This window comes from Nonomuraea sp. NPDC049158, assembly GCF_040648335.1.
In the GTDB taxonomy this organism is placed as follows: domain Bacteria; phylum Actinomycetota; class Actinomycetes; order Streptosporangiales; family Streptosporangiaceae; genus Nonomuraea.
In genome coordinates this window covers 1-23,970 of the sequence record NZ_JBEZDM010000045.1, presented here as the reverse complement: position 1 = coordinate 23,970, position 23,970 = coordinate 1, and the positions used below count along the sequence as shown (strand labels likewise).

20 protein-coding genes and 1 tRNA gene are annotated in these 23,970 nt (G+C 68.2%); 11 read left to right on the top strand and 10 right to left on the bottom strand.

The window, feature by feature from the left end; translation table 11 throughout:
- Positions 1-6 precede the first annotated feature (6 nt).
- Positions 7-1,296 carry a preprotein translocase subunit SecY gene (gene secY, locus AB0B61_RS50120; protein ID WP_358448211.1) on the bottom strand — a complete coding sequence of 430 codons (1,290 nt, stop codon included), beginning with the start codon at positions 1,294-1,296 and terminating at the stop codon, positions 7-9.
- An 88-nt stretch (positions 1,297-1,384) separates the two neighbouring features.
- Here secY and AB0B61_RS50115 point away from each other — a divergent pair, with 88 nt between their 5' ends.
- Positions 1,385-1,966 carry an ATP-binding protein gene (locus AB0B61_RS50115; protein ID WP_358448210.1) on the top strand — a complete coding sequence of 194 codons (582 nt, stop codon included), beginning with the start codon at positions 1,385-1,387 and terminating at the stop codon, positions 1,964-1,966.
- 31 nt (positions 1,967-1,997) lie between these two features.
- On the opposite strand, the gene AB0B61_RS50110 is transcribed toward AB0B61_RS50115, so the two are convergent.
- A complete protein-coding gene (locus AB0B61_RS50110) occupies positions 1,998-2,777 on the bottom strand; it encodes a putative hydro-lyase (protein ID WP_358448208.1) in 780 nt (259 codons plus the stop codon).
- A 75-nt stretch (positions 2,778-2,852) separates the two neighbouring features.
- On the opposite strand from AB0B61_RS50110, the gene AB0B61_RS50105 reads away from it, so the two are divergent.
- Together AB0B61_RS50105 and AB0B61_RS50100 are read left to right on the top strand one after the other, a co-directional pair.
- On the top strand, positions 2,853-4,484 hold the full coding sequence (locus AB0B61_RS50105) for a sodium:solute symporter family protein (RefSeq protein ID WP_358448206.1): 1,632 nt from the start codon (positions 2,853-2,855) through the stop codon (positions 4,482-4,484).
- Positions 4,481-4,642 (top strand): hypothetical protein, encoded by a 162-nt coding sequence (locus AB0B61_RS50100; protein ID WP_357640525.1) that lies wholly within the window; start codon positions 4,481-4,483, stop codon positions 4,640-4,642. The genes AB0B61_RS50105 and AB0B61_RS50100 overlap by 4 nt, the downstream gene beginning before the upstream one ends.
- 48 nt (positions 4,643-4,690) lie before the next feature.
- Here AB0B61_RS50100 and AB0B61_RS50095 read toward each other — a convergent pair whose 3' ends face one another.
- Both AB0B61_RS50095 and AB0B61_RS50090 read right to left on the bottom strand, forming a co-directional pair.
- Positions 4,691-4,927 carry a hypothetical protein gene (locus AB0B61_RS50095; protein ID WP_358448204.1) on the bottom strand — a complete coding sequence of 79 codons (237 nt, stop codon included), beginning with the start codon at positions 4,925-4,927 and terminating at the stop codon, positions 4,691-4,693.
- Positions 4,927-5,151 (bottom strand): DUF6158 family protein, encoded by a 225-nt coding sequence (locus AB0B61_RS50090; protein ID WP_357959988.1) that lies wholly within the window; start codon positions 5,149-5,151, stop codon positions 4,927-4,929. The genes AB0B61_RS50095 and AB0B61_RS50090 overlap by 1 nt, the downstream gene beginning before the upstream one ends.
- A 97-nt stretch (positions 5,152-5,248) precedes the next feature.
- Between AB0B61_RS50090 and AB0B61_RS50085 the strand changes: the two genes are divergently transcribed.
- On the top strand, positions 5,249-6,181 hold the full coding sequence (locus AB0B61_RS50085; RefSeq protein ID WP_358448203.1) for a LysR family transcriptional regulator: 933 nt from the start codon (positions 5,249-5,251) through the stop codon (positions 6,179-6,181).
- Positions 6,182-6,340: 159 nt separating this feature from the next.
- On the opposite strand, the gene AB0B61_RS50080 is transcribed toward AB0B61_RS50085, so the two are convergent.
- Positions 6,341-6,868: a histidine phosphatase family protein gene (locus AB0B61_RS50080; RefSeq protein WP_358448201.1), complete on the bottom strand. Its 528-nt coding sequence runs from the start codon at positions 6,866-6,868 to the stop codon at positions 6,341-6,343.
- A gap of 106 nt (positions 6,869-6,974) precedes the next feature.
- Here AB0B61_RS50080 and AB0B61_RS50075 point away from each other — a divergent pair.
- Positions 6,975-7,048 (top strand) — tRNA-Ile (locus AB0B61_RS50075).
- A gap of 183 nt (positions 7,049-7,231) precedes the next feature.
- Here the strand turns inward: AB0B61_RS50075 and AB0B61_RS50070 are convergent.
- Together AB0B61_RS50070 and AB0B61_RS50065 are read right to left on the bottom strand one after the other, a co-directional pair.
- On the bottom strand, positions 7,232-9,751 hold the full coding sequence (locus AB0B61_RS50070) for an excinuclease ABC subunit UvrA (RefSeq protein WP_358448200.1): 2,520 nt from the start codon (positions 9,749-9,751) through the stop codon (positions 7,232-7,234).
- Positions 9,752-9,928: 177 nt separating this feature from the next.
- Positions 9,929-10,459 carry a pyridoxamine 5'-phosphate oxidase family protein gene (locus AB0B61_RS50065; RefSeq protein ID WP_358448198.1) on the bottom strand — a complete coding sequence of 177 codons (531 nt, stop codon included), beginning with the start codon at positions 10,457-10,459 and terminating at the stop codon, positions 9,929-9,931.
- Between the two features lie 428 nt (positions 10,460-10,887).
- Here AB0B61_RS50065 and AB0B61_RS50060 point away from each other — a divergent pair, with 428 nt between their 5' ends.
- Both AB0B61_RS50060 and AB0B61_RS50055 read left to right on the top strand, forming a co-directional pair.
- Positions 10,888-11,508 carry a hypothetical protein gene (locus tag AB0B61_RS50060; protein ID WP_358448196.1) on the top strand — a complete coding sequence of 207 codons (621 nt, stop codon included), beginning with the start codon at positions 10,888-10,890 and terminating at the stop codon, positions 11,506-11,508.
- Positions 11,509-12,097: 589 nt separating this feature from the next.
- Positions 12,098-13,606 (top strand): OmpA family protein, encoded by a 1,509-nt coding sequence (locus tag AB0B61_RS50055; protein WP_358448195.1) that lies wholly within the window; start codon positions 12,098-12,100, stop codon positions 13,604-13,606.
- Positions 13,607-13,858: 252 nt separating this feature from the next.
- Here the strand turns inward: AB0B61_RS50055 and AB0B61_RS50050 are convergent, their stop codons facing one another.
- A complete protein-coding gene (locus AB0B61_RS50050; RefSeq protein ID WP_358448193.1) occupies positions 13,859-14,113 on the bottom strand; it encodes a hypothetical protein in 255 nt (84 codons plus the stop codon).
- 525 nt (positions 14,114-14,638) lie between these two features.
- The gene (locus tag AB0B61_RS50045) at positions 14,639-15,268 is read right to left on the bottom strand and encodes a TetR/AcrR family transcriptional regulator (protein WP_358448191.1); all 630 of its coding nucleotides are present in this window, start codon (positions 15,266-15,268) and stop codon (positions 14,639-14,641) included.
- 101 nt (positions 15,269-15,369) lie between these two features.
- Between AB0B61_RS50045 and AB0B61_RS50040 the strand changes: the two genes are divergently transcribed.
- A complete protein-coding gene (locus tag AB0B61_RS50040; RefSeq protein ID WP_358448189.1) occupies positions 15,370-16,905 on the top strand; it encodes an FAD-dependent monooxygenase in 1,536 nt (511 codons plus the stop codon).
- A 620-nt stretch (positions 16,906-17,525) separates the two neighbouring features.
- Here AB0B61_RS50040 and AB0B61_RS50035 read toward each other — a convergent pair.
- Positions 17,526-18,779, bottom strand: coding sequence for a hypothetical protein (locus tag AB0B61_RS50035; protein ID WP_358448187.1), 1,254 nt, complete (start codon positions 18,777-18,779; stop codon positions 17,526-17,528).
- A 261-nt stretch (positions 18,780-19,040) separates the two neighbouring features.
- Between AB0B61_RS50035 and AB0B61_RS50030 the strand changes: the two genes are divergently transcribed.
- From AB0B61_RS50030 to AB0B61_RS50020, 3 genes are all read left to right on the top strand, one after another.
- Entirely contained in the window at positions 19,041-20,102 is a 1,062-nt protein-coding gene (locus AB0B61_RS50030; protein ID WP_358448186.1) for a DUF6461 domain-containing protein, read from the top strand.
- A gap of 117 nt (positions 20,103-20,219) precedes the next feature.
- Positions 20,220-22,592, top strand: coding sequence for a trypsin-like serine protease (locus AB0B61_RS50025; protein WP_358448185.1), 2,373 nt, complete (start codon positions 20,220-20,222; stop codon positions 22,590-22,592).
- Between the two features lie 89 nt (positions 22,593-22,681).
- Positions 22,682-23,970: ALF repeat-containing protein (locus AB0B61_RS50020; protein ID WP_358448184.1), on the top strand; the 1,289-nt coding region annotated here is incomplete at its 3' end.

Sequence of the window (23,970 nt, the reverse complement as noted above, 5' to 3'; positions counted from 1 at the left end):
AAGCAGCTATCTGAGGAAGCCCTCGTAGTTGCGCTGCTGAAGCTGCGCCTCGATCTGTTTCACCGTCTCGAGCCCAACCCCCACCATGATCAGAATGCTGGTCCCCCCGAACGGAAAGTTCTGCTGGGTGCTCGGATCCCGCAGGATCGTGAACGCGAGCAGCGGCAGCAGCGCCAGCACTCCCAGGTAGACGGCCCCGGGCGCGGTCAGCCGCGACAGCACGTACGCCAGATACCGCGCCGTCGGCGCGCCAGGGCGGATGCCCGGCACGAACCCGCTGTAGCGCCGCATGTTGTCGGCCACCTCGACGGGATTGAAGGTGATCGACACGTAGAAGTACGCGAATCCCACGATCAGCAGGAAAAATACGATCATGTAGAGCGGGTGCGTGCCGGCGGTGACGTTCCGCGACAGCCAGCCGCCGACCTCGTCACCGAGCAGCGGAGCGGCCAGCGTCGGCAGGTACAACAGCGACGTGGCGAAGATGACCGGCACGATCCCCGCCTGGTTGACCTTCAGGGGGATGTAGGTGCTGCTCCCGCCGTACATCCGCCGCCCCACCGCCCGCTTGGCGTACTGCACGGGGATGCGCCGCTGCGCCTGCTCGATGAACACCACGGCCGCCACCAGGAACACCCCGGTCACCAGCAGCATGCCGAAGGCGAACGGGCTGATCACGAAGATGGTCGACATGTACGACGGGAAGAAGGCCACGACCTGCGTGAACATCAGGATCGACATCCCGTTCCCGATCCCCCGGTCGGTCACCAGCTCGCCCAGCCACATCACCATGCTGGTCCCCGCCACCAGGGTGACCACCACCACCGCGACGCCCAGCAGGCTCTCGTCGCGCAGCAGCGGCTTGGCGCACCCGGGCAGCAGCTGCCCGCCGCGCGCCAGCGCGACCACCGTGGTGGCGTTGAGCACGGCCAGCCCGATGGTCAGGTAACGCGTGTACTGGGTGATCTTCGCCTGCCCCGACTGCCCTTCCTTCCTGAGCGTCTCGAGCCGTGGCACGACGACGGTCAGCAGTTGCATGACGATGCTCGCGGTGATGTACGGCATGACCCCCAGCGCGAAGACCGACAGCTTCAGCATCGCGCCCCCGCTGAGCATCTGCACCATGTCGAACAGCCCGCCGCGCGCCGTACCCAGGCACTGCTGGACCGCCACGACGTCCACCCCCGGCGCCGGCAGGATCTGCCCCAGCCGGAACAGCCCGATGACGGCCAGCGTGAACAGTAACTTCTTACGGAGATCCGGCACCCGGAACGCCCTGAACAGCACGGTCAGCATGAGCCGAGTCTGTCGGCGCCCCCGCTTCCGGTCGTCCGCCGAGCCGCGTCACCCGCGTACGCAGATCCGCGTACGCGACACTGACTCCATGAGCACGCTATGGGTGATCAGCGGCCCGCCGGGCGCGGGCAAGTCCACCGTCGCGGCGGCGCTGCTCGCCCGCCTCGACCCGCCGGCCGCCCTGCTCGACAAGGACACCCTGTACGGCGACTTCGCCGCCGAGATCCTCCGGGGGTACGGCAGGCACCACGGCGAACGCGAGGGCCCGTGGTACGACGAGCACATCAAGGTGCACGAGTACGCGGGCATGACCAGGACGGCCAGGCAGATCCGCGAGCACGGCTGCCCGGTGCTGCTCGACGGCCCGTTCACCGCCCAGGTGCACTCGGCGCGGCTGTGGGAGCGCTGGGTCGGCGAGCTGGGTGGTGATCCGGTCAGGCTCATCTGGGTCCGCTCGGACGGGCCGACCCTGCGCGAGCGCCTGGTGGCCAGGGGGCTGGAGAAGGACGCGGGCAAGCTGGCGGCATTTGAGGCGTACCTGGCGGCGATCCAGGTGGCGGAGCCGCCGGCCGTACCGCATCTGGAGATCGACAACCGTCCTGGCGCGGCGCCGGTCGGCGAGCAGCTCACGAGAGCGGGCATCCCACCGCGCCCGCACGGAACGCGTTAACGATATTTCGCCCGATGGGCGAAATATCGCGTTAAGGCACTCGATACTCGTCGTCGCGCGCGTCGATGATCGCCATGTGGCCCGGCAGGTGGCCGATCGCGAAGTCCACGCCGCTGGCCATGATCACCGCCTGCGGCGTCACGCCACAGGCCCAGAACAGCGGCACCTCGCCGGGCCGTACCTCCACCGGATCGCCGAAGTCGGGCCGGCCGAGATCGGCGATCCCGATCGCGGCCGGGTCGCCCACCTGCACGGGCGCCCCGTGCACCTGCGGGTAGTGGCCGCTGACCTCGATCGCGACGTCCACGAGCGCCGCCGGTACCGGCCGCATCGACACGACCAGCGGGCCCGACAGCGGGCCGACCGGATGGCAGGGCACGTTCGTCCGGTACATCGGCACGTTCGTCCCCAGCTCGAGGTGCCTGATCGGCACCCCGGCCCGCAGCAGCGCCTGCTCGAAGGTGAAGCTGCAGCCAATGAGGAAGGCCACGAGGTCGTCCCGCCACTCGGCGACCACGTCGTCGAGGTCGGCGACCGGCCGCCCGTCGCGATAGAGGCGGTATCCCGGCAGATCGGTACGCAGGTCGCCGGGGAACAGCGCGGTGGACCACGCCCCCGGCTCCCCCACGTCCAGCACCGGGCACGCCTGCGCGTTCAGTTGTGCGAACAGCAGCAGCTCGTAGCCCAGCTTCCTGGGCACGGCGATCAGATTGGCCTGCGTCCAGCCGGAGCACCAGCCGGCGGTCGGCACCCGCTCGCCCGCGCGGAAGCGCGCCCGCGCCTGCGCCGGGGTCAGGTCTGCGACATCCACACCTTGACACTACGCCCCGTAACTGGGCCCGCAATCGACGACATACTCTGGCTTTCCGGGGTAGTAGCGCACGCCGTGCGCCTTGATGTGAACCTCCTCGACTACGCGCTCATCGCGATCTACTTCGCGACCGTGCTCGGCATCGGGTTCGCCGCCAAGCGGCGGATCAGCTCGAGCCTCGACTTCTTCCTGGCCGGCCGTGGATTACCCCCGTGGATCACCGGGCTGGCCTTCGTCTCAGCCAACCTCGGCGCGATCGAGATCCTCGGGATGGCGGCCAACGGCGCCCAGTACGGCGCCATGACCGTGCACTATTACTGGATCGGCGCGGTGCCCGCGATGGTGTTCCTCGGCATCGTGATGATGCCGTTCTACTACCGCTCGAAGGTACGCAGCGTCCCGGAGTTCCTGGGCCGCCGCTTCAACGGCGCCACCCAGCTCCTGAACGCGCTCTCCTTCGCCGTGGCCCAGATCCTCATCGCCGGGGTCAATCTCTACGCGCTCGCGCTGGTCATGGAGGCCCTGCTGGGCTGGCCGCTGCCGGTGTCGGTGGTGGTGGCGGCGGTGATCGTGCTGTCGTACATCACGCTCGGCGGGCTGTCGTCGGCGATCTACAACGAGGTCCTGCAGTTCTTCGTGATCCTGGCCGGGCTGATCCCGCTGACCATCCTCGGGCTGGCCAAGGTGGGCGGCGTCTCCGGGCTGTTCGACAAGGTACGGCAGAGCGCGCTCGGCGAGGCCGGCCTGCACACGTGGGCCGACAGCGCGGGCAAGAACCCGATGGAGGCGCACTGGCTCGGCATCGTGTTCGGCCTGGGCTTCGTGCTGTCCTTCGGCTACTGGACCACGAACTTCGCCGAGGTGCAGCGGGCATTATCCGCCCGCAACACCAACGCCGCCCGGCTCACCCCGATCATCGCGGCCTACCCGAAGCTGTTCATCCCGCTGGTGACCGTACTGCCGGGGTTGATCGCCCTCGTCCTGTTCAAGGACCTGGGCAAGGGCCAGGCCTACAACAACGCGATCCCGCTGCTCATGCAGGACCTGCTGCCCAACGGCGTGCTCGGCGTGGCGGTGACCGGGCTGCTGGCCTCGTTCATGGCCGGGATGGCGGCCAACATCAGCGGGTTCAACACGGTGTTCACCAACGACATCTGGCAGGCGCACCTGGCCAAGGACCGCGACGACGGCCACTACCTGCGGGTCGGCAGGATCGCCACCGTCGCGGGCGTCGCGCTGGGCGTCGGCACCGCGTTCATCGCGGCCGGCTACTCCAACATCATGAACTACCTGCAGGCGCTGTTCTCCTTCTTCAACGCGCCGCTGTTCGCCACCTTCATCCTCGGGCTGTTCTGGAAGCGGATGACGCCGTGGGCCGGCTTCTGGGGCCTGCTGGCCGGGACCGCGTCCGCCTTCGCCTCCTACATCGCCTACAAGGCCGGGATGCTGGACTTCGGCACCGAGCTGAACGCCAGCTTCTGGGGCGCGGGCGTGGCCTTCGTCGTCGACCTGCTCGTCTCGGTGGTGGTCACGCTGGTGACCACGCCCAAGCCGGTGGAGGAGCTGCGCGGGCTGGTGTACGGGCTCAGCGCCGTCGACCTGGCGGACGACGCGCTGGCCGGTGACAAGAAGTGGTACCGCTCGCCCGTGATCCTCGGGACGGGCGCGATCGTCCTGGCCGCCGCGATGTACGGGGTGATCCTGTGAGCGACATCAGAATGGTGATCGGCGGGCTGTTCCTGATCTACGGGGTGATCCTGATCATCGCCGGGGTGGTGGGGGCGGCGGTCAACCTGTGGACCGGGCTGGCCATGGCGGTCTTCGGCGGCGCCTTCGTGATCTGGGCCCGCGTCAAGCGCATCTGACGCCGGGGGGCGGCCGGCCCATCGGCCCGCCGCCCCCTGTCGAGGTTTTCAGTAGTCGAGCCCGAACGTATGAGCGCCCAGGCCGAACCCGTTCCCCCGCGGCACCACGTGCCCCTGCTCGATCAGCGTGGCCACGCTCCGCCGTACCTCTTCCTCCTCCAGACCGGTCGCGCGGATCAGCGCGCCGAGCTCCGCGCCGCCGGACTCGACCGCCTGCGAGGCGACCGCCTCGTACACGTGGATGTCGACGTCGGACAGTGCCTGCACATCGTGATCTCGGGCCATCAGCGCCGCCTCGCTCCCTCTCTGAGCCTGCCCGGGTCGATGTCGCGCTCCGGGTAGCGGCGCAGGTATTCGCTCTCCAGTTGGTTGGTCCGCGTGGTGTGGCGCGCGAGCGCGTCGTCCGAGCCGTGCAGGAAGGTGTCGGTCCGCGTGGTGTGCAGTTGCCGCAGCTCACGCAGCAGGTCGTCGTCCTGGAGTTGCGCTGGATCGATTCCCATCATCGTCATGACGTAGCCCCTACCCCAGAAGGCGCCCGACAATATGAGTCACATTTCCTGACATAAGGGCATTGTCGAGAGGAGATCACCGCTTTACCTTCCCGTTATGGACCTCGAGCTCAGGCACCTCAGGATCGTTCGCGCGGTCGCGGACGCGGGAAGTGTGAGCAAGGCCGCGTCCCTGCTCGGGCTGGCGCAACCGGCCCTCACCGCACAGCTCAAACGCATCGAGCGGGTACTCGGCGGCACCCTGTTCGAGCGCGACAGGCACGGCGCCCGGCCCACCCGGCTCGGCGAGCTGGTGCTCGCCCGCGCCCGGGTGCTCCTCCCTGCGGCCAAGGAACTGCAGGACGAGGCCGTACGGTTCGCCCAGGCCCCCTCCCCCGGCTTCCGCATCGGCGCCACGAACGGGCCGATACTCGGCGGCCTCGTCGACCGGCTCGCCGCGGAACGGACGGTGAGCACGTACACCTCATGGTCGGCCGACGAACTCACCGCCATGACCGAGCTCGGCCGGCTCGACTACGCGCTGACCGGCGCCTGCGGCGACGGCGGCACCCCCACGGGCTCGCTGCGATGGGAGACGATCAGCTACGACCCGGTCTTCACCCTGCTCGCCGAGACCCACCCGCTGGCCGGCGAGAAGGAGCTGGACCTGTCCGAACTCGCCCTCGAAAGCTGGGCCGTCACCCCCGGCGACGGCTGCTTCGCCGACTGCTTCGCCACGGCCTGCGCCCGCGCCGGCTTCACCCCGGGAACGATCTATGAGACCGACGTGGCCACCTGCACCCACCTCGCCCGGGTGGGCCGCGCCGTGGCCCTCTGCCAGGCCACCCACCAGCCCGCCCCCGGCCTGGCCGTGATCCCGCTCGTGGGCGCGCCGCTGCGCTGGCGGCAACTCCTCGGCCACCACCCCACCGCCCCGGATGCCGCCTGGGTGGCGGAACAGGCCAAACAAACCCACGCGGAGGTGGTACGGCGAAGCATTGTGTACCAGGACTGGCTGGTACGGAACACCGGCTTCGGCACCGCTCCCTAACCTGCCCTGATACCTCAACCATGTCCGCGAGTCCTCAACCACGTCCGCGATACGTCATCAACGTCCGCGCCGAGGCCGACCATTCGGGTGCACCTAGGTCTCGCAAGTGAGGGCCGGGGGAGCCACGCCTCCCCAGGCCCGCTAGGGGGCTCCAGGCGCTTAGGCCAGGGTGTACTCCCACCCCGGCTTCCAGTCGAACGGAGCATCCACGAGCTCCGCCAACTCCGCCCCCTCAAGCAGATTCTCCAGCGCCCACCGATTGGCCGAGTGCGCGATGACCAGCACCGTACGCCCCTGCCACTTGTCCATCACCTCCTCGAGAAACGCCGCGGTCTCCGCGACCACCTGCCGATAGCTCTGCCCCCCGGGCCAGGGCACATCGATGAACCGCCGCCGCAACCTCGCCACCTCACTGACGGGCCGCCCGTTGTAGATCCCGTAGTCGCACTCCCTCAACCGGGAGTCGAGCCGAATCTCCCGCCCATCCCCGAACGCGATCTCCGCCGTCTGCACCGCCCGCCGCAGATCAGAGGCGTACACCACATCCACATCCCGCCGCCGCACCCCCAACTCCACGGCCAACTCCCGCCCAGCCTGGGACAACTCCCCCGGCAACCAGCCGGTGGCGATCCCCGTCTCGTTGTCCACCGTGAGGGAATGCGTCTCGTAGATCAGCCTGACCGCCATGGCCCGACGCTACCCATCAACCCGGATGTCTGGCGTACGCGCTGAGTGAACGAGGACGATCTATGCTGGCATGACGGCTCAGGTGTGGAAGACTGCATGTTTGCAAGGGGCGGTAGCTCAGCCGGTCAGAGCATCGGACTCATAATCCGTGGGTCGTGGGTTCAAGTCCCACCCGCCCTACTCTTCAATACCGCCCTGCCTGGCGCCCAGAGCGTGGCCGCCGGCTCTGTCCCGGCAGATCAGCTGAGTGCCGGGATGCGTGCGCAGCCAGTCGGCGAAGGTGGCGGCCTCCCGATCGGGCAGGGCGGGGTGATCGCAGACCCCATCAAACGCACCAGACCCATCGAGCAATCCAACTCACACTCAGCAGCGCGCGCCTTCTCGCACTTCCAAGAGCGGCAGGCCCGCCGCGTACCGCCGGAAGAAACCGGCGGTCGGGGTGTCCGCGGTCGCGACGGCGTCCGGGGTGCCCTCCGCGATCACCGCGCCCCCGTCCGGACCGGCTCCCGGCCCCAGGTCAATCACCCAGTCCGCGGACGCGGCGACGGAAATGTCATGTTCGGCCACGACGACGGTGTTGCCCGAGTCGAGCAACACATCGAGCGCATCCACCACACGCTGGATGTCAGACGGGTGCAGTCCCGAGACGGGTTCGTCGAGAACGACAAGGCCGGCCTTGCGGCTCGCGGCACCGCGCTGGATCGCGGACGCCAGCTTCAGCCGCTGCGCCTCGCCGCCGGACAACTCTGTGGCGCTCTGGCCGAGCTGGAGATAGCCAAGCCCGACCTGGTTCAAGGCTCCCAGGGTTTCCGCGAGTTGCCGGGGTTCGGAGAACTGCTCCACAGCCTCGGCGACGGTCAGCTCCAGCACCTGATCGATGGCCAATCCCTGATACCTGATTTCCAAAGCCTCCAGCTTGTAGCGCCGACCCTCGCACGCGTCACAGACCACCCACACATCCGGCAGAAAGTGCATGTCGACCAGCTTGCGGCCATAACCGGTGCAGCTCTCGCAGCGGCCGCCACCCGCGGTGTTGAAGCTGAACCAGGAGGCAGTGACCCCACGTCCGCGCGCCATGTCGGTTTCGGCGAACAGCTTGCGGACAATGTCGAACGCCTTGCTGTAAGTGGCCGGGTTGGACCGCGGCGTCCGCCCGAGCGGTTCCTGATCGACGACGGCGACCCAGTCGAACCCCTCCAGGCCGGTCACCTGTCGCACCGTGTCGGTCGCCGTCCCGTTCAGGGCCGCCTCCACGCTCGCTCCGAGCGCGCCGAGCAGGCTGCTCTTGCCGCTGCCGCTCACCCCGGTCAGGCACGTGAGCCGACCGGCCGGGAAACGCACCAGGTCCGCGGTCACGTTGTGCGCACGCAGGCCGTGCAGCTCCACCCAGCCGGTGTCGTCCCCGGCCGGACAGCGGGTCCGGCGCAGCCGCGGCCCCTCACCGGCCAGATAGCGCCCGGTCAGCGACGTCGGGTGGGCGGCCACGTCGGCGGGAGGCCCCGACACCAGGACCTCACCGCCGAAGCGGCCCGCGCCGGGCCCCATGTCGATCACCCAGTCGGCCCGGGCGATCAGTTCAGGGTCGTGCTCGACCAGGAGCACCGTGTTGCCGGCCTTGCGTAGCTCCAGGGCGATGTCGAGCAGGTGCGCCTTGTCCGCCGGATGCAGCCCGGTCCCGGGCTCGTCCAGGACGAAGACGATGCCGCTCAGCTCGGTGCTTAGCTGCGCTGCGAGCCGGGTTCGCTGCAACTCACCCCCGGACAGCGTCGCCGCGCTCCGGGACAGCTGGAGATGTGCCAGGCCTAGCTGGTCGAGGATCCCGAGCCTGCGGCCCAGGTCCTGCAGCAGCGGCTCACCCACCTCGCGCTGCCGGGCGCCCAGGTCGCCGGCCACGCGCATCGCCCAGCTGCGCACCTCCCGCACGTCCACCTCGATCAGGTCCGGATAGGTCAGGCCGCCGAGCCGCACGGACCGGGCCACTTGGTCGTACCCGCTGCCGCCGCAGGTGCCGCACGGCTGCTTGCGCATGTACGGCAGGTAGCGCTGCTTGGCGCTGGAGGTCTGGGCGTTCGCGAACACCCGTTCCACCTCGGCGAGCGCGCCGCGAAGCGGCTGGCTTGAGGTGTATGTCACCGAGACCGTCTCCTTTTTGCTGGTCATGTCGACGGTCGCCTCGACCTTCTCCTCCCCCGTGCCGTACAGCACGCAGTGGCGGAACTCTTCCGGCAGCGACTGCCACGGCCGGCCGAGGTCCACGCCCCGCTTTTCGGCCAGTGCCGGTACGAACGCGTGCTCCCCCGACCGCCACTTCGCGTACCAGGGCGAGGCCCCCTCGAACAGCGGAAGCTCCGGGTGGGTGATGACCAGATCCTCCTGCGCCTGCCAGCGCCCGCCCACCCCGTGGCAGTCCGCACAGCTCCCTTCCGGCGTATTGCGATCGAAGTGAGCGGTCGTCAGATGCCCGTCCCCGCTCGCGGCCGCCGGGTCCGCGCCGATTCCCGGAAGGCGCGAGTAAAGCAGCCCCAGGTGCCCGTCGATGCCAGTGATCGTCGCGACCGTGGATCGGGGGTTGCGGTTCAGGCGGCGCTGGTCGACCGCGAGCGTCGCGCCGAGTCCCAGGATGCGGTCGACCTTCGGGCGATTGCGCTGGGTGATGTACTGCCGTACGAACGGCGAAAGCCCCTCCAGATATCGCAGCTGGGCCTCATTGTGCAGGGTGTCGACGGCCAGCGAGGTCTTGCCGCTGCCGCTCACTCCGGTGAAGGCGACGAGCTGCCTCTTGGGGATGCTCACCGATACGTCCCGCAGATTGTTGGTACGAGCCCCCACCACCTCGATGGTCTCGCGACCCATACTCGCGACGTCCCGTACGAATTCCGTCAACCTTCGTCCACCCTCTCGCAACACAGCAGAACATGGGCGGACAGATCCCCACCCATACCGAACGAACCGATAACGCCACTACGCGGTGGCCGCTCATCGCCAAATGGCGCTGAGGGGCCGCTTCACCAGGTCTTCCAGCACGTGGCCGATCCCGATGCGGCACGTGCTGCAGGCGGATCAGGAACGGGACGCCGCAGTGAGCTTGGCGATGTCGGGGGCGTAGACGCTCATCCAGTGCGGATGCAGCCGGTAATAGACCACTTCGTTGTCCCAGTCAAAGAGGTCGTCGCCGTAGAAGTCCTTGAAGTAGGCGAGCAGGTCCGGCCAGTCCGCGGCTGGCTCGCTGTGCTGGGGGTTGAGGATCTCCACCGTGCCGTGCGTGAACACGCCCAGATCCTCACCGCGCATGTGCGCGGCACTGACGGCGGGCCGGGTGGCGAGATGGCGGGCCTTGGCGGCGCCGCGCGCCGTGCCGAAGTGCCACTTTCCGTGCAGGAAATGCCCGTCCACGCCGCTGATCCGCGGCTCGCCCTTCGCCGTCACGGTGGATAGGGCCAGGGTGCACATCCCGGTGAGGACCCCGGTGAGCTCCTTTGCGGTCAGTGTGCTCTCGGCATTGATGAGCGAGCGGAGATGCGAGGTGGAGCGGGAAAGAGAAGCGTCCAGCAGGGCCTGCAGCTTTTTGAGATCTTCTTGTGTTTCGCGCATCGCGGGTCCTTGTCTATCCGTCGGGCTCGGTCCACGTCCTCCATCGGCGCCGACCAGCGAACCATGCTCGCCTCAAAACCCGACATCTTGTGTCATGGTTTTCATCGACTGTGCGAACCCACCGGGGCTGCTCGGTAGGCGGTTCTCTCAAGGCCCCCGGCACCGTCCGTAACCGGACCCGGCTGGGCAGCCTTGGCCACGGCGGCTATCCCCTGCTGGACCGTCGGCCCCGCAGCGACCACCGCGCGAGACGTGAAGCGGCGCCGGAGGGCAGGACCGATGACGACGGTGCCGTGGTCACACTGGCACCTGCTCGGGAGTGATGGGGATGACCGGGGTTTACGGCCCCTGCGGGGTCAGGGCGGAACATCGTCAAGCCCGTGGTGTCTCCCACCAGTTGAGAACGCTCTCGGCCCTGACCAGGGCCCATGCTGGAGTGCAGACAATCTGGCCTCATCAAGGCGGGTCTGCACGGCACGCACATCCGCATCCCATGTCGCCCACGCCCGCACTGCGACATCGATTTCCGGACGATAGAGTCCTGTGCCGCCAGGGCGGACGAGTTTCGTCAGCCGCGTCAGGATTACCCGGGCACCAGCCGATTCACCGATCTCGGAAATTGCATTCTCGAGCATCTCGATCGATTGGCGCGCGAAATGGGCGAGAAGCGCTTTCTTGTATCCTTCGGCGCCATCGAAGTGATGGTGGAACGATCCTTTCGACAGGTTGAGCCGAGCGGCGATCCGATCGATTCGAATCCCTGCTGCGCCTTCATTCTGCGAGGACCTTCAAGCCTTCGTTCAGCCACCGGTCTCGTGCCGTGCTCATCCGGCGAACGTACCACCGGGTACGGAGCGGTCCGCGCTCGCCGAGGCGCATGCGAGTTTCATGCCATGAAGCTGAAGACGCCGACTGCGATGCAGATCAGCAGCATGACGGTGGCGTTGAGGAAGAGGTTGCGGCCAAAGTCTCGGGCCGCGATGTGCATCGCGATGGCCGGTCATGAAGTAGAGGACGAGCGCAGCACAGGGCGTCACCCGCCTGGATGATCGCTAGGACGACAACCGGCCAAACCGGATCGGGCAATACTGACACGCTCTCTTCGGGCAATGAATTGCTCACGATGCACCATACCGTACCGTACCGTATAGTATGGTCAGGGTCAGGCATGGACGATCTTGTCCTTAGCGTGTGGGTGCCGAAACGCCGGCAGGCAATGGATGGGCGGCGCGCCGGTCCCGGTGCCCATGGGTGACAAAAGTGGTGCGTGACGCGATCGGCTGTGCGCGTTCAGGAGAGGAAGAGTGCGCGGCGCGCGAAGGCCGCAGGCAGCGCGGGCGCGACAGACGGGTGCCGGAATCGTCATCGACTACAAGTGCGACTGGGACAGCCCATCGCGTAAGTAAGGACCGCGATCGGACGACCGCAGCTCGCCTTCCCCACTCTGCACGTATCACCCAAGGCCATCCGAAAAGGAGTCCCTAATGCAAAGAAAGCTAGTGGTGTCGCATGCGCGCGACTGACGGGCGGGACACCTCAGGCCGGGGTGTGCGCATCGCTCTCACGCGGCCTGAGCGCCAACATTTCAGACGGGATACGTTCTCCCCCATTCCTAACCGGATCCTGGCCCTGACCGCCATGCTCACGCTGGCCACGGCCGGGTGCGGGGTGCTGCCGATGAGGGAAGCCGCGCCCCCGCCCGCCACCACCACGCCTCCGTCGAACGCCCCGACCACCAGCGGGCCGCCCGCCACCGCCACAGCGTCTGGTCAAGCCGCCCAACCGGCCCTGGCCGAAACCCGCGGCACCGAGACCCCGAACCTCAAGGTCGAGGTCGTCGGCCTCAACCGCGTCAAGGCCAAGCACCTCATCACCCAGATCCGCCTGTCCAACACCGGCACAGAAAAGGTGTCCTGGGCCGCCGACATGGGCGACCGCACCCGCCCCCTCGGCACGATGGCGTGGGCCTCCGGCATCGGCGTCCTCGACGCGCAAACCCGCACCTGGATCCTGCCCTACCAACCCGCCGACTCCCCCTGCCTGTGCACCGACCAGAAACGCGACGGCCTCGACCACTTCATCGACCCCGGCCAATCGATCACCCTCTACGCGATACTGCCCGCACCATCAGGCAACCCCGCCTCGACCACCGTCGTCACCCCCGTGGCCCCGCCGATGCTCAACGTGCCCATCAGCGACCAACCCCCCACCGGCGACTTCCCCGACCCCGACGCCCAACCCGTCACCCCGATCACCCGCCGCCTCATCCTCCCCTCCGAATCCCTCGACAAATCCGAGGAGACCGCCGACGACGGCAAAGACCTCCAGATCAACCTCTCCTCAGACGTGCTGTTCGCCATCGACAAGGCCACCCTCACCACCCAAGCCAAGTCGATCATGACCCGCACCGCCAGACTCATCGACGCCTCCCCCGCCACCGTGGTGACCGTGGCCGGCCACGCCGACTCCACCGGCAACCACGCCATCAACGACCCCCTGTCACTGCGCCGCGCCCAGGCCGTCCAACGCGCCCTGACGGCGCAGCTCTCCAAGGACGGGGTCCGCTTCCAGGCCAAGGGCTACGGCTCACGCCGCCCCCTGTACGACAACGACAGCGACGAAGGCAAACGTCGCAACCGCCGCGTCACCGTCACCTTCCCCAAGCCCCAGCCCCCCGCCCAGCAACCGGCGACCACGACGTCCCCCGGCGCGACCGGCCTCACCGCCACCACCAAAGCGGACGGCCAGCCCATCACCATGCAGATCGCCGGCCTGCGCCGACTGCCCGGCGGCCTCGGCCTACTCACCTACAACATCACCAACCAGGGATCGGCCGAGACCTGGTTCAACGACCTTCACCACGCCCAGGACTGGGAGGCTTACAAATACCAGGCCGCAAGCAACGTCCGGCTGACCGACATCACCGCCGGCCGCCAGTATCTGCCCGCCCGCCTGGAAGTCCCCACCGACGACGGCATGGACTACTACTGCGCGTGCACCGACGTCTCCGGCGTCCGCATCAGCACCGAGAAGTTCGCACCCGGCCAGACCCGCGCGTTCTGGAACCTCTTCGCCCTGCCCGACACCACCGACACCCTCAAAGTCAAGATCGGCCCATTCCGTGACCTCCAGGTCCCCATCCAGTAACGGCCTCCGGGGATGACAGCCCGGAGCGGAGGTTGAGTGGCCCATCTCAAGGGATCGCCTCACGATGGGAGCGCCTGCCCAGGCATCAGAGATCTTTGACGATGCGATGTAGATAGGCGAGGCGAAGCTGCCACGACGACCTACGGCGTTCAGGATGCCCGCTCCGGGCCCCGACGCATACGCGATGTGCCACGCGCCGATGACCATGACCGCGTGCGTGCGGTCCAGATCAAGGCGGCCAGGCCGCATCCGTCAGTGCCGCGAGCCAGTCTCGCCTGCGGCCCTCAGTATCGGCTGGGCCTCGGTCCTGCGGTGGTTGCGGCGCAGCCATTCCCCGTAGAGAAGTTCGGTCCGCGCCCGGTCGAAGGGGTGCTGGTCGAGTCCGCCGTCCGCTAGCGCGCTCCGGAAGTGCGACTCGGCGTGCGCGTCGTCTGCCAGGATCGCGCGGTGGCGGTGCTTCCTGGCGAGGGCGACGGGCCTGCGGATGCCGCCGGTCTGAGGTTCCATGGCGTACCAGCGAGCATGGGTCTCTTGAACGACATCCTCGGCCTCGGACAGCGAGCCAAGGCGCCATCGCGTCGTGGGCGTTTAGGCCTGCCGACCGTCGGCTCCCGGAGACGCGGCTCCGGCACGAGCGCCGTGCCGACGCTGGACAGGATGGGGCCGGTCCGCCGGAAACCCGTCCTCGTGCTTGGGCTGTTCCGATCGGGCTCCTTGTTGTTCTGTGTGCCGTTTCATTCCTCACGCTACCCGCGGCCGAAGCCATGACGCACGGGTGGGCAGTTGAGCTCGGCTGGATCGACGAGTAGCAGCCTGGTTCCGCGGCACCGTTGCGGGCGCGCGAAACATCGCCGCACATCGGCGAAAGGCTGCCTCACCCCCTTGGGAGCGGATCCCCATGGGCTCCACGACCATGGCCGTGTGCCCCACCTGCTCCAGGAGGACGGCACCGGTCTCGTTCGCTTCCTCGGAGTCGGCCTCCATCATCGGCGGGAACTTCGGGCACCGAGTTTCTGGCACGCACAGGGACCGTCATCCCCGCACACCACGCCTGTCGCCGGCGCCCACGCAGAGCGGAAGCGCCTGGATGATCAGCTTGCTCGTCGCTTCGACAGAGGAGTCGTCGACGGTCCGGCCGGTGTTGAGGACACGCCACTGCGTGAGCCCGACCAGCAGGTCGAGGGCCAGGTCAAGGTCAAGGTCGAGGGGCAACTGGCCACGCTCCACCGCGCTCCTCAGAAACCGCTCGCATGCGGTCCTGCGCGGTTGCCGGATCGCGGTGTCGAATGCCTCGGAGAGCCCGGGGTTGCGGGCGGCCTCGGCTGTCAGATCGAGCACGATGCGCATGACCAGGGGATCCGACAGCGCCTCCGCCACCGCTCGGACGTAGGCTCGCACATCGCCACTCAGGTCACCGGCCCCGTCTGTCGGGACCTCCCGGGAGGCGACGACGTCGATGAGGTCGACCACCATCGCCTCTTTCGACGGCCACCGCCGGTAGAGCGCGGCCTTTCCCGTACCGGCCCGCCGGGCCACCGCCCCCATAGACATACCGGCATAACCTGTCTCAGCCAGCTCGGCGACCGCCGCCGCGACGATGGTGTCGGTAACTGTCTGGCGCAGCACGGCGGCGCCGCGACCACGCGGGCGGATCTCGGCCATATCAGCGATATTAACACGAGACGGAACGGTTGCGTCCCAACTTTGGGGTCACTTATCCTGCAAATGGAACGGATAGGTTCCGTCCTGAATTGAGGGAAGACATGACCGACGTAGACGTGCTCATCGTCGGAGGCGGACCGACCGGGCTGACGCTGGCTTGCGAGCTGGCCCGGCGCGGCATCACCTTCCGAGTGATCGACAGATCTCCCGAATTCCACCACCAGTCGCGGGGCAAGGGCATACAGCCACGCAGCCTGGAGGTGTTCGACGATCTCGGCGTGGTCCAGGACTTCCTGGAAGCGGGGACCGCCGAGATGCCGGCGCGGATTTACATGGACCGCCGGTTCATCGCGGAGCTACACCTCCTGGCCGGTGCCCACCCTCGGCCGGACGTGCCGTACCCGACGCTCGTCCTGCTGCCGCAGTGGCGCACCGAGCAGATACTCCGCGCCCGCCTGACCGAGCTGGGCGGCCACGTAGAGCGCGGTCTGCAACTGGCCGACCTCAAACAGTCCGACAGCCAGGTCGTCGCGCAGCTCGCCACGGGTGAGGTGATCCACGCCTCCTACCTCGTAGGCTGTGACGGCGGCGGTAGCGCCGTACGCGAGGCCGCCGGGATCACCTTCCCCGGGCTGGTGTCGGAGACCGAGCACTACCTGCTCGGCGACGTGGAGGTGGACGGACTGCCCCGCGACGGCTCCTATGTCTGGTACGCAGCGAATGAGTCCTCCGTGGGCCTCGCACTGCTGCCCGGTACGCAGTCGTGGCAGTTCGGCCTCACCGTACGCCCCGGCGAGGAGGGTGCCGGCCAGGAGCCCTCACTCGAGCTTTTCCAGCGCCTGTTCGCGCAGCGCACCGGCCGGACGGATGTGCGCCTGCACAACGCCACCTGGCTGTCGCACTTCAGCTATAAGGTACGGCTCGCCGACCGCTACCGTGCCGGCCGCGTCTTCATCGCCGGAGACGCCGCTCACGTCCACCCGATCGCGGGCGGGCTCGGCATGAACACCGGCATCCAGGACGCCTACAACCTCGGTTGGAAGCTGGCCCTCGCGGTACGCGGCCAAGTCCCCGACAGCCTGCTCGACACCTATGAGCAGGAGCGCCGCCCGGTGGCCGAATCCGTGCTCAAGACCAGCGGCGCCAGCATGACCGCGCTGTTCTCCACCAAGCCTCTGATGACCTTCCTGCGCGACCGGATCATCCTGCCGCTGATGCGCAGCCCCGCGGTGACCAAGGCGATCGTGAGCAAGACCTCCCAGCTCAGCGTGAACTACCGCAGCTCCGAGCTGTCGGTCGGCGACAAGGGCAAGGTCCGGCCCGGCGACCGGGCGCCCGACTCGCCGTGCCTGCACCCAGTGACCGGCGAGCAGTCGCGGTTGTTCGACCTTTTCCGCGGCCCCCACTTCACGCTGCTCCAGTTCGGCGCGATCGTGCCAGGTCTGGCCGAGCGCCTGGACAGACTCCACGGCGACGACATCCGCGTCTACCAGCTGGAGCCAGGCCCACCGAGCAAGCGCTATGGCGCCAACAGGGGCACTCTCATCCTCGTCCGGCCGGACGGTTATGTGGCCGTACGAACCCGGTCAGGCGACGCAGTGGTCGACTACCTGAGGACAATCTTGGTCGCCTATTAATCCGTAGGTTCCGGGTTCGAGCCCCGGGTGCCCCACCATACTCCCGTGCCGGGAAGGTAGCTTTGTCGTTTTTCTGTCACGTGAGTGCGGCTACCCAGGCACAACAGGGGGTAACGGTTGATGTCGCGGGCGGCTCGGTCGGCCAGGCCGCCGTCCACCAGTTCGTACAGTACCAACGCCACCCATCGGGCTGGTGGCCGGTTTTGCCGCGCGGCACCGCATCACCAGGCGGCTCATGCTGATAGCCGAGCAGGCTGGCGCGGACGGGGTAGATCTGGAAGGTGCGCTCACGCCTGGGGTGGAGGCGCCGGCTGAGGCCCGATACGCATCGTGGCGCGGTTCTCCGTCGTAGTCTCGTTCGCCTCGCGATGGGGGCCCGAAGCGGAACCGCGCGATGGTCACGCTAGCCGGGCTGGTCGTCCAGGGCGTGGAGACCCACCCGGGTCCGCAAAACGTCAAGCACCCCGTTCCACAGCACGGGCCGCGCAAGCGGCACGAGCTGCCGCATAGCGGCACGGGAATCCCCGGGCGGCGCCGTCCCTGCCACGCTGCCCAGGCCGATCGCTTGCCCCCGCGACACGTCCGGCTCCAGAGGAGCCGGACGCGAAGCTGAGGAGACGTCAGGAGATGGTGAGCGTGCCGTTCGCGTTACGGGCGCACGTGACGATCACGCGGGGAGCCGCGGCGAACGCGCCGGTCAGGCATTGGCCGAGGACCATCTGGCCCGCGGCGTTGGGGTGCCACGACTCCTGGCAGGTCTGGAAGTAGGTGACGCAGGTGTTCGCCGCCCGCTGGATGCCGATCTTGTCCCAGCCGGACAGGCTGGTGATGAACGTGCCGGACGGCCCGTCCTGTACCCGGATCGGCGTCGCTAGCGCACCCGCCGGGCTGTCGGGGTTCTCGCAGAGCCTGGCCCCGTCGAAAGCCCTCTGGACGTCCAGTACGCGCAGGTCGGCCGCCGGGCGTTCGGCTGCCAGCGTGGCATACGCGTTCTTGACCAGGGAGCCGAGGTTCTCGGAGAACACGTGCCCAGGGGCGAGGCTCGCACGGTGGATCGGGCACCCGGCGGCGTAGCGCTCGGCGCCGAGGGCGCGGAACTTGTCGCGGGTGTCGGTGCGGCCGTCCTCGTCGTAGTACTGCGGAGCGATGTCGGGCGGCAGCGGGTTGGTGTAGGTCTGCAGAATCACCTGGTGGGTGCCGTCGGCGTCGATCTCGGCGAGGGTGTCGAGGATCTGGCGCAGGCCCGCGGTGGTCTCGGTGGTGGCGGCGGCGACCTCGGCGTCGGTGGCCAGGTCCGAGGCGCTGCAGGGCTTCTGCGGCACGTCGCCCTTCAGGTAGGCCCAGAACTCCCACCAGCCTGTCCAGGCGTCGGCGATGAAGCGGTTGGCGCACAGCGTGGCCACGTCGCCGAAGGTGAAGTGGGTGTTGTTGGAGCCGAGGCCGACGAGGACGACGTCGATGTCGTGCGTCTGGGCGAGAGCGCGCAGCTGATCGAGTTGCGAGGCGACGTCGCGGCCCTCGGCCCGGGCGCTTGCGGGGGTGGCCATGTCGGCGGGCTGGGCGCCGGAGCACGCGAGGTTGAAACGTTGCTGAATGCCCGGGAGCGACGCCGTGAACACCGAGGCGTTCGCCGACCGGTGACAGAAGTAGGCGTTGCTGTTGGGCGCCGACCAGCCGGGGAAGGCCTGTGCCGTACCGGAGGCGTCGACGACGGGCTGGTAGTCCCCCGCGCCCTCCCCGCTGATAAAGCTGTCGCCGAGCGCGACGGCGGCGGTGGGCAGAGTCGCCTGCGCCGGTCCACTCTGCACGACCTGGATGCCCGCCGCGCTCGCAAGGAGCATGACAACTGCGGCGGCACGCTGGAGTAACCTCATAACCACCTCATTTCCTACTAAATAAGTACGAAATACGCATGTGTGGATCACAACATGCCGCACCAACGGCGTCAACACGCCCGCCTCCGGCAAGAGCATCCTCACCGCCGAGGAGGCACCGGCATCGTACGCAGTGAATGAGATGAATCCAACGTTGTAGCAAGGGCAATGGAAGGGCCCGCCGAGGCTGATGGCGTTGCCGGGACGGCCGGGCGGCTGAGCCTCGCGGGCCTTCTCACGACACATGCGGGAGATGGTCAGATGGACAACGATTTCGCCGTGGCCGCGGATGACGTGTGGGAATTACTGGACGAGGACATCTGCGTCACGTGGGTTCGCGGGGCCGAACCCGAGGACGTCGTGCGGGCCTTCAACGGCGAGCCTGCCGACGCGGCCCAAGGCCAGGTCACCAGTGTCGCCAGCCGACTGGCATCCCGGTTGGCCGAGGAGCCGGACCCGGTGGTCCTGCTGCGCAGGCAAGGAGAATGGATCATCGTGCTGGAACCGGACAGCACCATCGGCGCGCGCGACGACGTCCTGCTCGACGCCTGCGGCTCCGGGGAGGGGCTCAACCTGACCTGGTGCACCGGCACGGACGCGAGCCTCTCCTACGCCACCGGTTCGGTGATCGCTGTGACCTTCGACCCCGCCGGCATGCATGACGACCAGGAGGGCCTCGACGACGCCCGCCGATGGAGCAGGTCTCTGGGGATCGATGACGGGGAGTGGCGCGCTTCGTGGAAGGCGGCGGCCTTCACCCTGGCCGAGGTGGTCACCGGCATCGAGACCGACGACACCTGGATGGACTCGGTGTGGACGCCCATCCGGATACGCCCGTCCCGTCCCGCACGTCAAGGCGCCGTCCGGCTGCCGTACGCGGACATGCGGGAACTCCTCACCCGGGCACCGCAGATCCGCGACATCGTCGACCATCCCGGACCAGAGCAGGTGCCCAGGATGCTGCGGATGTTCATCACCATCGGCCTGTCCACCGCCGATGTGCGCACTCCCCTCACCGAGGCGGCCTTGGCCGCCATCGACGCCCGGCCTCCGGAGGCCGAAGTTCTGGCCCAGCGGCTGCGGAGCCTGTCCGAGGAGTACGGCCGCCAGATTGGCACAGCTGGTACGCAGACACAGGTGGATGACCTGCACCGCAAGCGCAACGCGCTGTCGGCCGCCGCTATCGCGCTGGGCCCCGACCCCCTGGATGCCTTCCCCCAGGTGGCCAGCCTCATCCGGACCCTCGGGCTACGCCGGGACAACGACGATCATCTGAGTCTCGAAGTATTGAACATCTGCTACAGGCACATCGTCTCTACCTGAACCTGGGGCATGGTCGAGTCGAGCGGCCGGGCCGGCCCGTGTAAAGGATCTCTCCGCTGGGGCAAATGTCCGGTAGATGCCCTGGTTCGCCAAGGTCGTGACTCTCACAATCGTGCCGTGAACCTCCAGCGAATGATCCGGTTATTACACATCACAGCCCTCTCGTTCTTGATGGTCATCTCCTCGGCCGTGCTCTGGGTGGAGGCGACGCCGGCGCATGCGATGCGAGGCGGGAGCCCGGTCGCCGACGGTACGTGGGGTTTCGTGGCGAAGGTGAACGTCGGTGAGAAACACGGATGCACTGGAGCCCTGGTCAGCCCGCAGTGGGTGATCACGGCCACCAGTTGTTTCGCCGCTGAGGGGCAGCCCGTCAAGAGCGGGGCGCCGACGGAGGCGACGACGGTGACGGTCGGCAGGACGGACCTGTTCGGCTCGGGCGGACGGGTGCTGCCCGTGGAGTGGATCCATCCGCACCATGACCGGGATGTCGTGCTGGTCCGGTTGTCGCTGCGGGTACTCGACGTGACACCTGTCGCGGTCAGCTCCACGGCTCCCGCCGCGGGGGATGCGCTGCAGGTCGCCGGCTATGGCCGGACCGCTGAGGAGTGGGCGCCCAACCGGCTGCGTGCCGCGCCGGTCACCGCCGGGGCCGTGGCCGCCGGCTCGTTCGGCTGGACCGCAGCGAGTGGCGGCGACACGAGCGCCTGTCAGGGCGACGCGGGTGCCCCGGTGTTCCGTACGGGCGGGAGCCGTCAGGAGCTCGTCGGGCTCAACATCGGCGCGGGGCAGGGGGGCTGCCTCGGCGCGGCTGCCAACGGGCCGCGCGGCGCCGACGCGGTGCGAGTGGACGACCTGGCGAGCTGGATCAACCTGGTCGCGGCCGAGCCCACCGCCACCTTCCGGACGTACGGCCCCAGTTCGACAGGGATCGGCGGCTATGACCTGAAGGATGCCCGCGACCAGGTGGTGGCGTTCGACTACGCACATTCGGGGAAGCAGGATCACCTGCTGTTGTACCGGCCGGGAGCTGGGATGGTCTCCATCCTCAAGCGAGGCGCGGACGGCACCTACGCGGCGGTCTACGCCTCGGCCGACGGCGGGATCGGCGGCTATGACCTGAAGAGCCCGGCGGACCGGATCATCGCCTTCGACTACGAGGGCTCGGGGAAGCTCGATCATCTGGTGTTGTACCGGCCGGCGACCGGGATCGTGCACATTCTCAAGCACGGCAGTGGTGCCACATTCACGCCGGTCTATTCCACGGCCGACAGTGGGATCGGTGGTTATGACCTGAAGGACGCGGCGGATCAGATCATCGCCTTCGACTACGAGGGCTCGGGGAAACTCGATCATCTGCTGCTCTACCGTCCGGGCGGGCACACGGCCTGGATCCTCGAGCACGGCGCGGGCAACACGTTCAGAGCGGTGTTCCACAGCTCGACCGGCATCGCCGGCTTTGACCTGCTGAACGCGGCGGACCGGATCATCGCCTTCGACTACGAGGGCTCGGGGAAGCTCGATCATCTGGTGACGTATCGGCCGGGGGCCGGGATGGTCTCCATCCTCAAGCGAGGCGCGGACGGCGCCTACGCGCCGGTCTACTCCTCAGCCGCTGGCGGGATCGGTGGTTACGACCTGAAGGGCACGGCGGATCAGATCATCGCCTTCGATTATGAGGATTCGGGGAAGCTGGATCATCTGCTGCTCTACCGTCCGGGCTCGCAGACGGCCTGGGTCCTCCAGCACGGCACGGGCAACACGTTCAGAGCGGTGTTCCACAGCTCGACCGGCATCGGTGGCTATGACCTGAAGAGCACGAGGGACCGGATCATCGCCTTCGATCTCCAGGGGTCGGGCGGGCAGAGCTATCTGTTCCTCTACCGGCCGATGGACGGGATCGCGTGGCTCGTGAGCCGGGCCTATCCGCCTGGGGTGCCGGTCCTGGAAACCGTGTCGCCGGTCATCCGCCCTGACTCCATCGTGGAGAACTTCGCCTATCCCGTGGACTTCCATCACGAGTTCGCAGGTACATCCGGTCAGGACGACTGGGGTACGGACGAGGCCGAGGCGAAGCACTTCCAGCTGCTCTCCGGCAACGGCGGGATCATCTGGGTCTCGTGCACCGCGTCGCCGGAGAACGGGGTCGGCGTGATCAAGGTGTTCCCGGGTCTGTTGAACGGCCAGACCGAGGTCGGCGAGCCACACCTCGGCGTGACGGCGGTGTGCTTCAAGGTCATCGGACCCGCGGGATACGTGAAGCTCCGGATCCCGAACGTCTATGAGGTCCAGGGGGACAGCCGCTCACCGGGGGCCGGCCATGACGTGGACGCGACTGTGGTGAACGTGACGTCCGGCGCGGAGCGCACCAAGCGCGTGGAGCGGGACGAGAGCGAGCAGTTCGGGCGTACGGACACCACCTGTGACGAGAGCCACCCGGACTATCCGGACAACTGCCGAGAGACCCTCCTGGAACTGCGGGTCGTCAGCTGAGAACGGAACGGCCGACCGGCATGTGACAGCCGGTCGGCCGGTCAGCCCATTCCTTTGGAAGCATCGACCGAACAGGTGGAATGACTGCGATGAAGGCGATTCGCTCGACGACGGGTGCCGTCGGCGCCGTGCTCTCGCTGCTTCTCGTGAGCAGCCCGATTGCCGAAGCACGGGCGGCGGCGGACCCACCTCGCGCGCCGGCATGCGAACGCCAGGTGGTCCTGGATGCCTGGGTCACGGGCGGTGTGAACGTCCGTCCGGCCGCGGAGGACGCGCTGCTCGGAGGCGAAGCGGAGATCTGCGCCTTTCTCGCCCAGCTTCCCCGGCTCGCGACGCAGGACGATCGTGAGCAGGTCGGCCGCATCAAGGCCCACGGAGGCCCCGAGGTGTCCGGCGCTGCCAACGCCGCCCTGGTCTCGGACAACTCCGGTGCCGTGGTGGCCTTTCTCGACGGCGGCTGGGAGACCGCTCGGGAGATCGACCTGCGCGCCAGTGTGAACGAGATGAAGGCGGCCGGTGGACCGGAGGTCAAGGCTGCCGCGAACGCGGTGCTGCGCAACGGGTCGCGTACGGCCTTGGGGCAGTTCATCGAGTCGGGATGGCGGCTGCCGTACCGGCTGGACCTGCGGGCGATCGTCAATCGTGCGATGGCTGACGGCGGCCCGGAGGTGCAGGCCGCGGCGAACCGGGCGCTCCAGGACGGCAGCCTGGAGATGCAGGAACGATTCGTGCAGATCGACTGGGGGGTGGGCCAGGCCCGGGACAACGAGAACCAGACCTTGGGCGATCTCCGGGCGAGCGCCACGGAGGCGACTCGCCGTGCCGCATTCGAGTCGATCTCCGCGGTCGCGCAGGCGGATCGCGCGAAGGCCGAGTCCCTGGCGGCCAAGAACGACGCGCTGGAGGCGCAACGCCTCGCCTCGCTGGCTGGACAGGAGTCGGCGGAGGCCAAGCGTCAGGCCCAGCGTGCGGCTGAGGCGGCCGACCGCGCCGCGGTGGCATCCAGCGTCGCCGTGCAAGCCGCGCGGGCGGCGGCGGACGCCGCGCGCGCGGCCTCCGGAGCCGCCGGACGCGCGGCGACCGCGGCGGCGCGGGCGCATACGAAGTCCGGCGAGGCGTGGGCGGCCGCGTCAGCGGCGGAGATGAACGCGACCGCCGCCGCCGCGGCGGAGACGCACAACCGCGTCATGCAGCAGATCGGTCCACAGATCTCCGCCTGGATCTCGCCCATCGACCAGATCACCGCCGTGACGCAGCAGGCATATGCCGCGGTCGCCGCCGCCGATTCGGCGCGGGCGAACACCGAGGCCGCCGGACGCGCGGCCGGGTTCGTTTCGAAACCGCCGCCGACCTGGCAGTGGGGTTGTTCCGCATCAGG

Coding starts and splice junctions, on each gene's coding strand:
- AB0B61_RS50095 (WP_358448204.1), bottom strand. CDS start 4,927: ATGGCCCGAGATCACGATGTGCAGGCACTGTCCGACGTCGACATCCAC.
- AB0B61_RS50115 (WP_358448210.1), top strand. CDS start 1,385: ATGAGCACGCTATGGGTGATCAGCGGCCCGCCGGGCGCGGGCAAGTCC.
- AB0B61_RS50060 (WP_358448196.1), top strand. CDS start 10,888: ATGCTGGAGTGCAGACAATCTGGCCTCATCAAGGCGGGTCTGCACGGC.
- AB0B61_RS50045 (WP_358448191.1), bottom strand. CDS start 15,268: ATGGCCGAGATCCGCCCGCGTGGTCGCGGCGCCGCCGTGCTGCGCCAG.
- AB0B61_RS50055 (WP_358448195.1), top strand. CDS start 12,098: ATGCTCACGCTGGCCACGGCCGGGTGCGGGGTGCTGCCGATGAGGGAA.
- AB0B61_RS50080 (WP_358448201.1), bottom strand. CDS start 6,868: ATGGCGGTCAGGCTGATCTACGAGACGCATTCCCTCACGGTGGACAAC.
- AB0B61_RS50035 (WP_358448187.1), bottom strand. CDS start 18,779: ATGAGGTTACTCCAGCGTGCCGCCGCAGTTGTCATGCTCCTTGCGAGC.
- AB0B61_RS50085 (WP_358448203.1), top strand. CDS start 5,249: ATGGACCTCGAGCTCAGGCACCTCAGGATCGTTCGCGCGGTCGCGGAC.
- AB0B61_RS50040 (WP_358448189.1), top strand. CDS start 15,370: ATGACCGACGTAGACGTGCTCATCGTCGGAGGCGGACCGACCGGGCTG.
- AB0B61_RS50050 (WP_358448193.1), bottom strand. CDS start 14,113: ATGGAACCTCAGACCGGCGGCATCCGCAGGCCCGTCGCCCTCGCCAGG.
- AB0B61_RS50090 (WP_357959988.1), bottom strand. CDS start 5,151: ATGACGATGATGGGAATCGATCCAGCGCAACTCCAGGACGACGACCTG.
- secY (WP_358448211.1), bottom strand. CDS start 1,296: ATGCTGACCGTGCTGTTCAGGGCGTTCCGGGTGCCGGATCTCCGTAAG.
- AB0B61_RS50065 (WP_358448198.1), bottom strand. CDS start 10,459: ATGCGCGAAACACAAGAAGATCTCAAAAAGCTGCAGGCCCTGCTGGAC.
- AB0B61_RS50030 (WP_358448186.1), top strand. CDS start 19,041: ATGGACAACGATTTCGCCGTGGCCGCGGATGACGTGTGGGAATTACTG.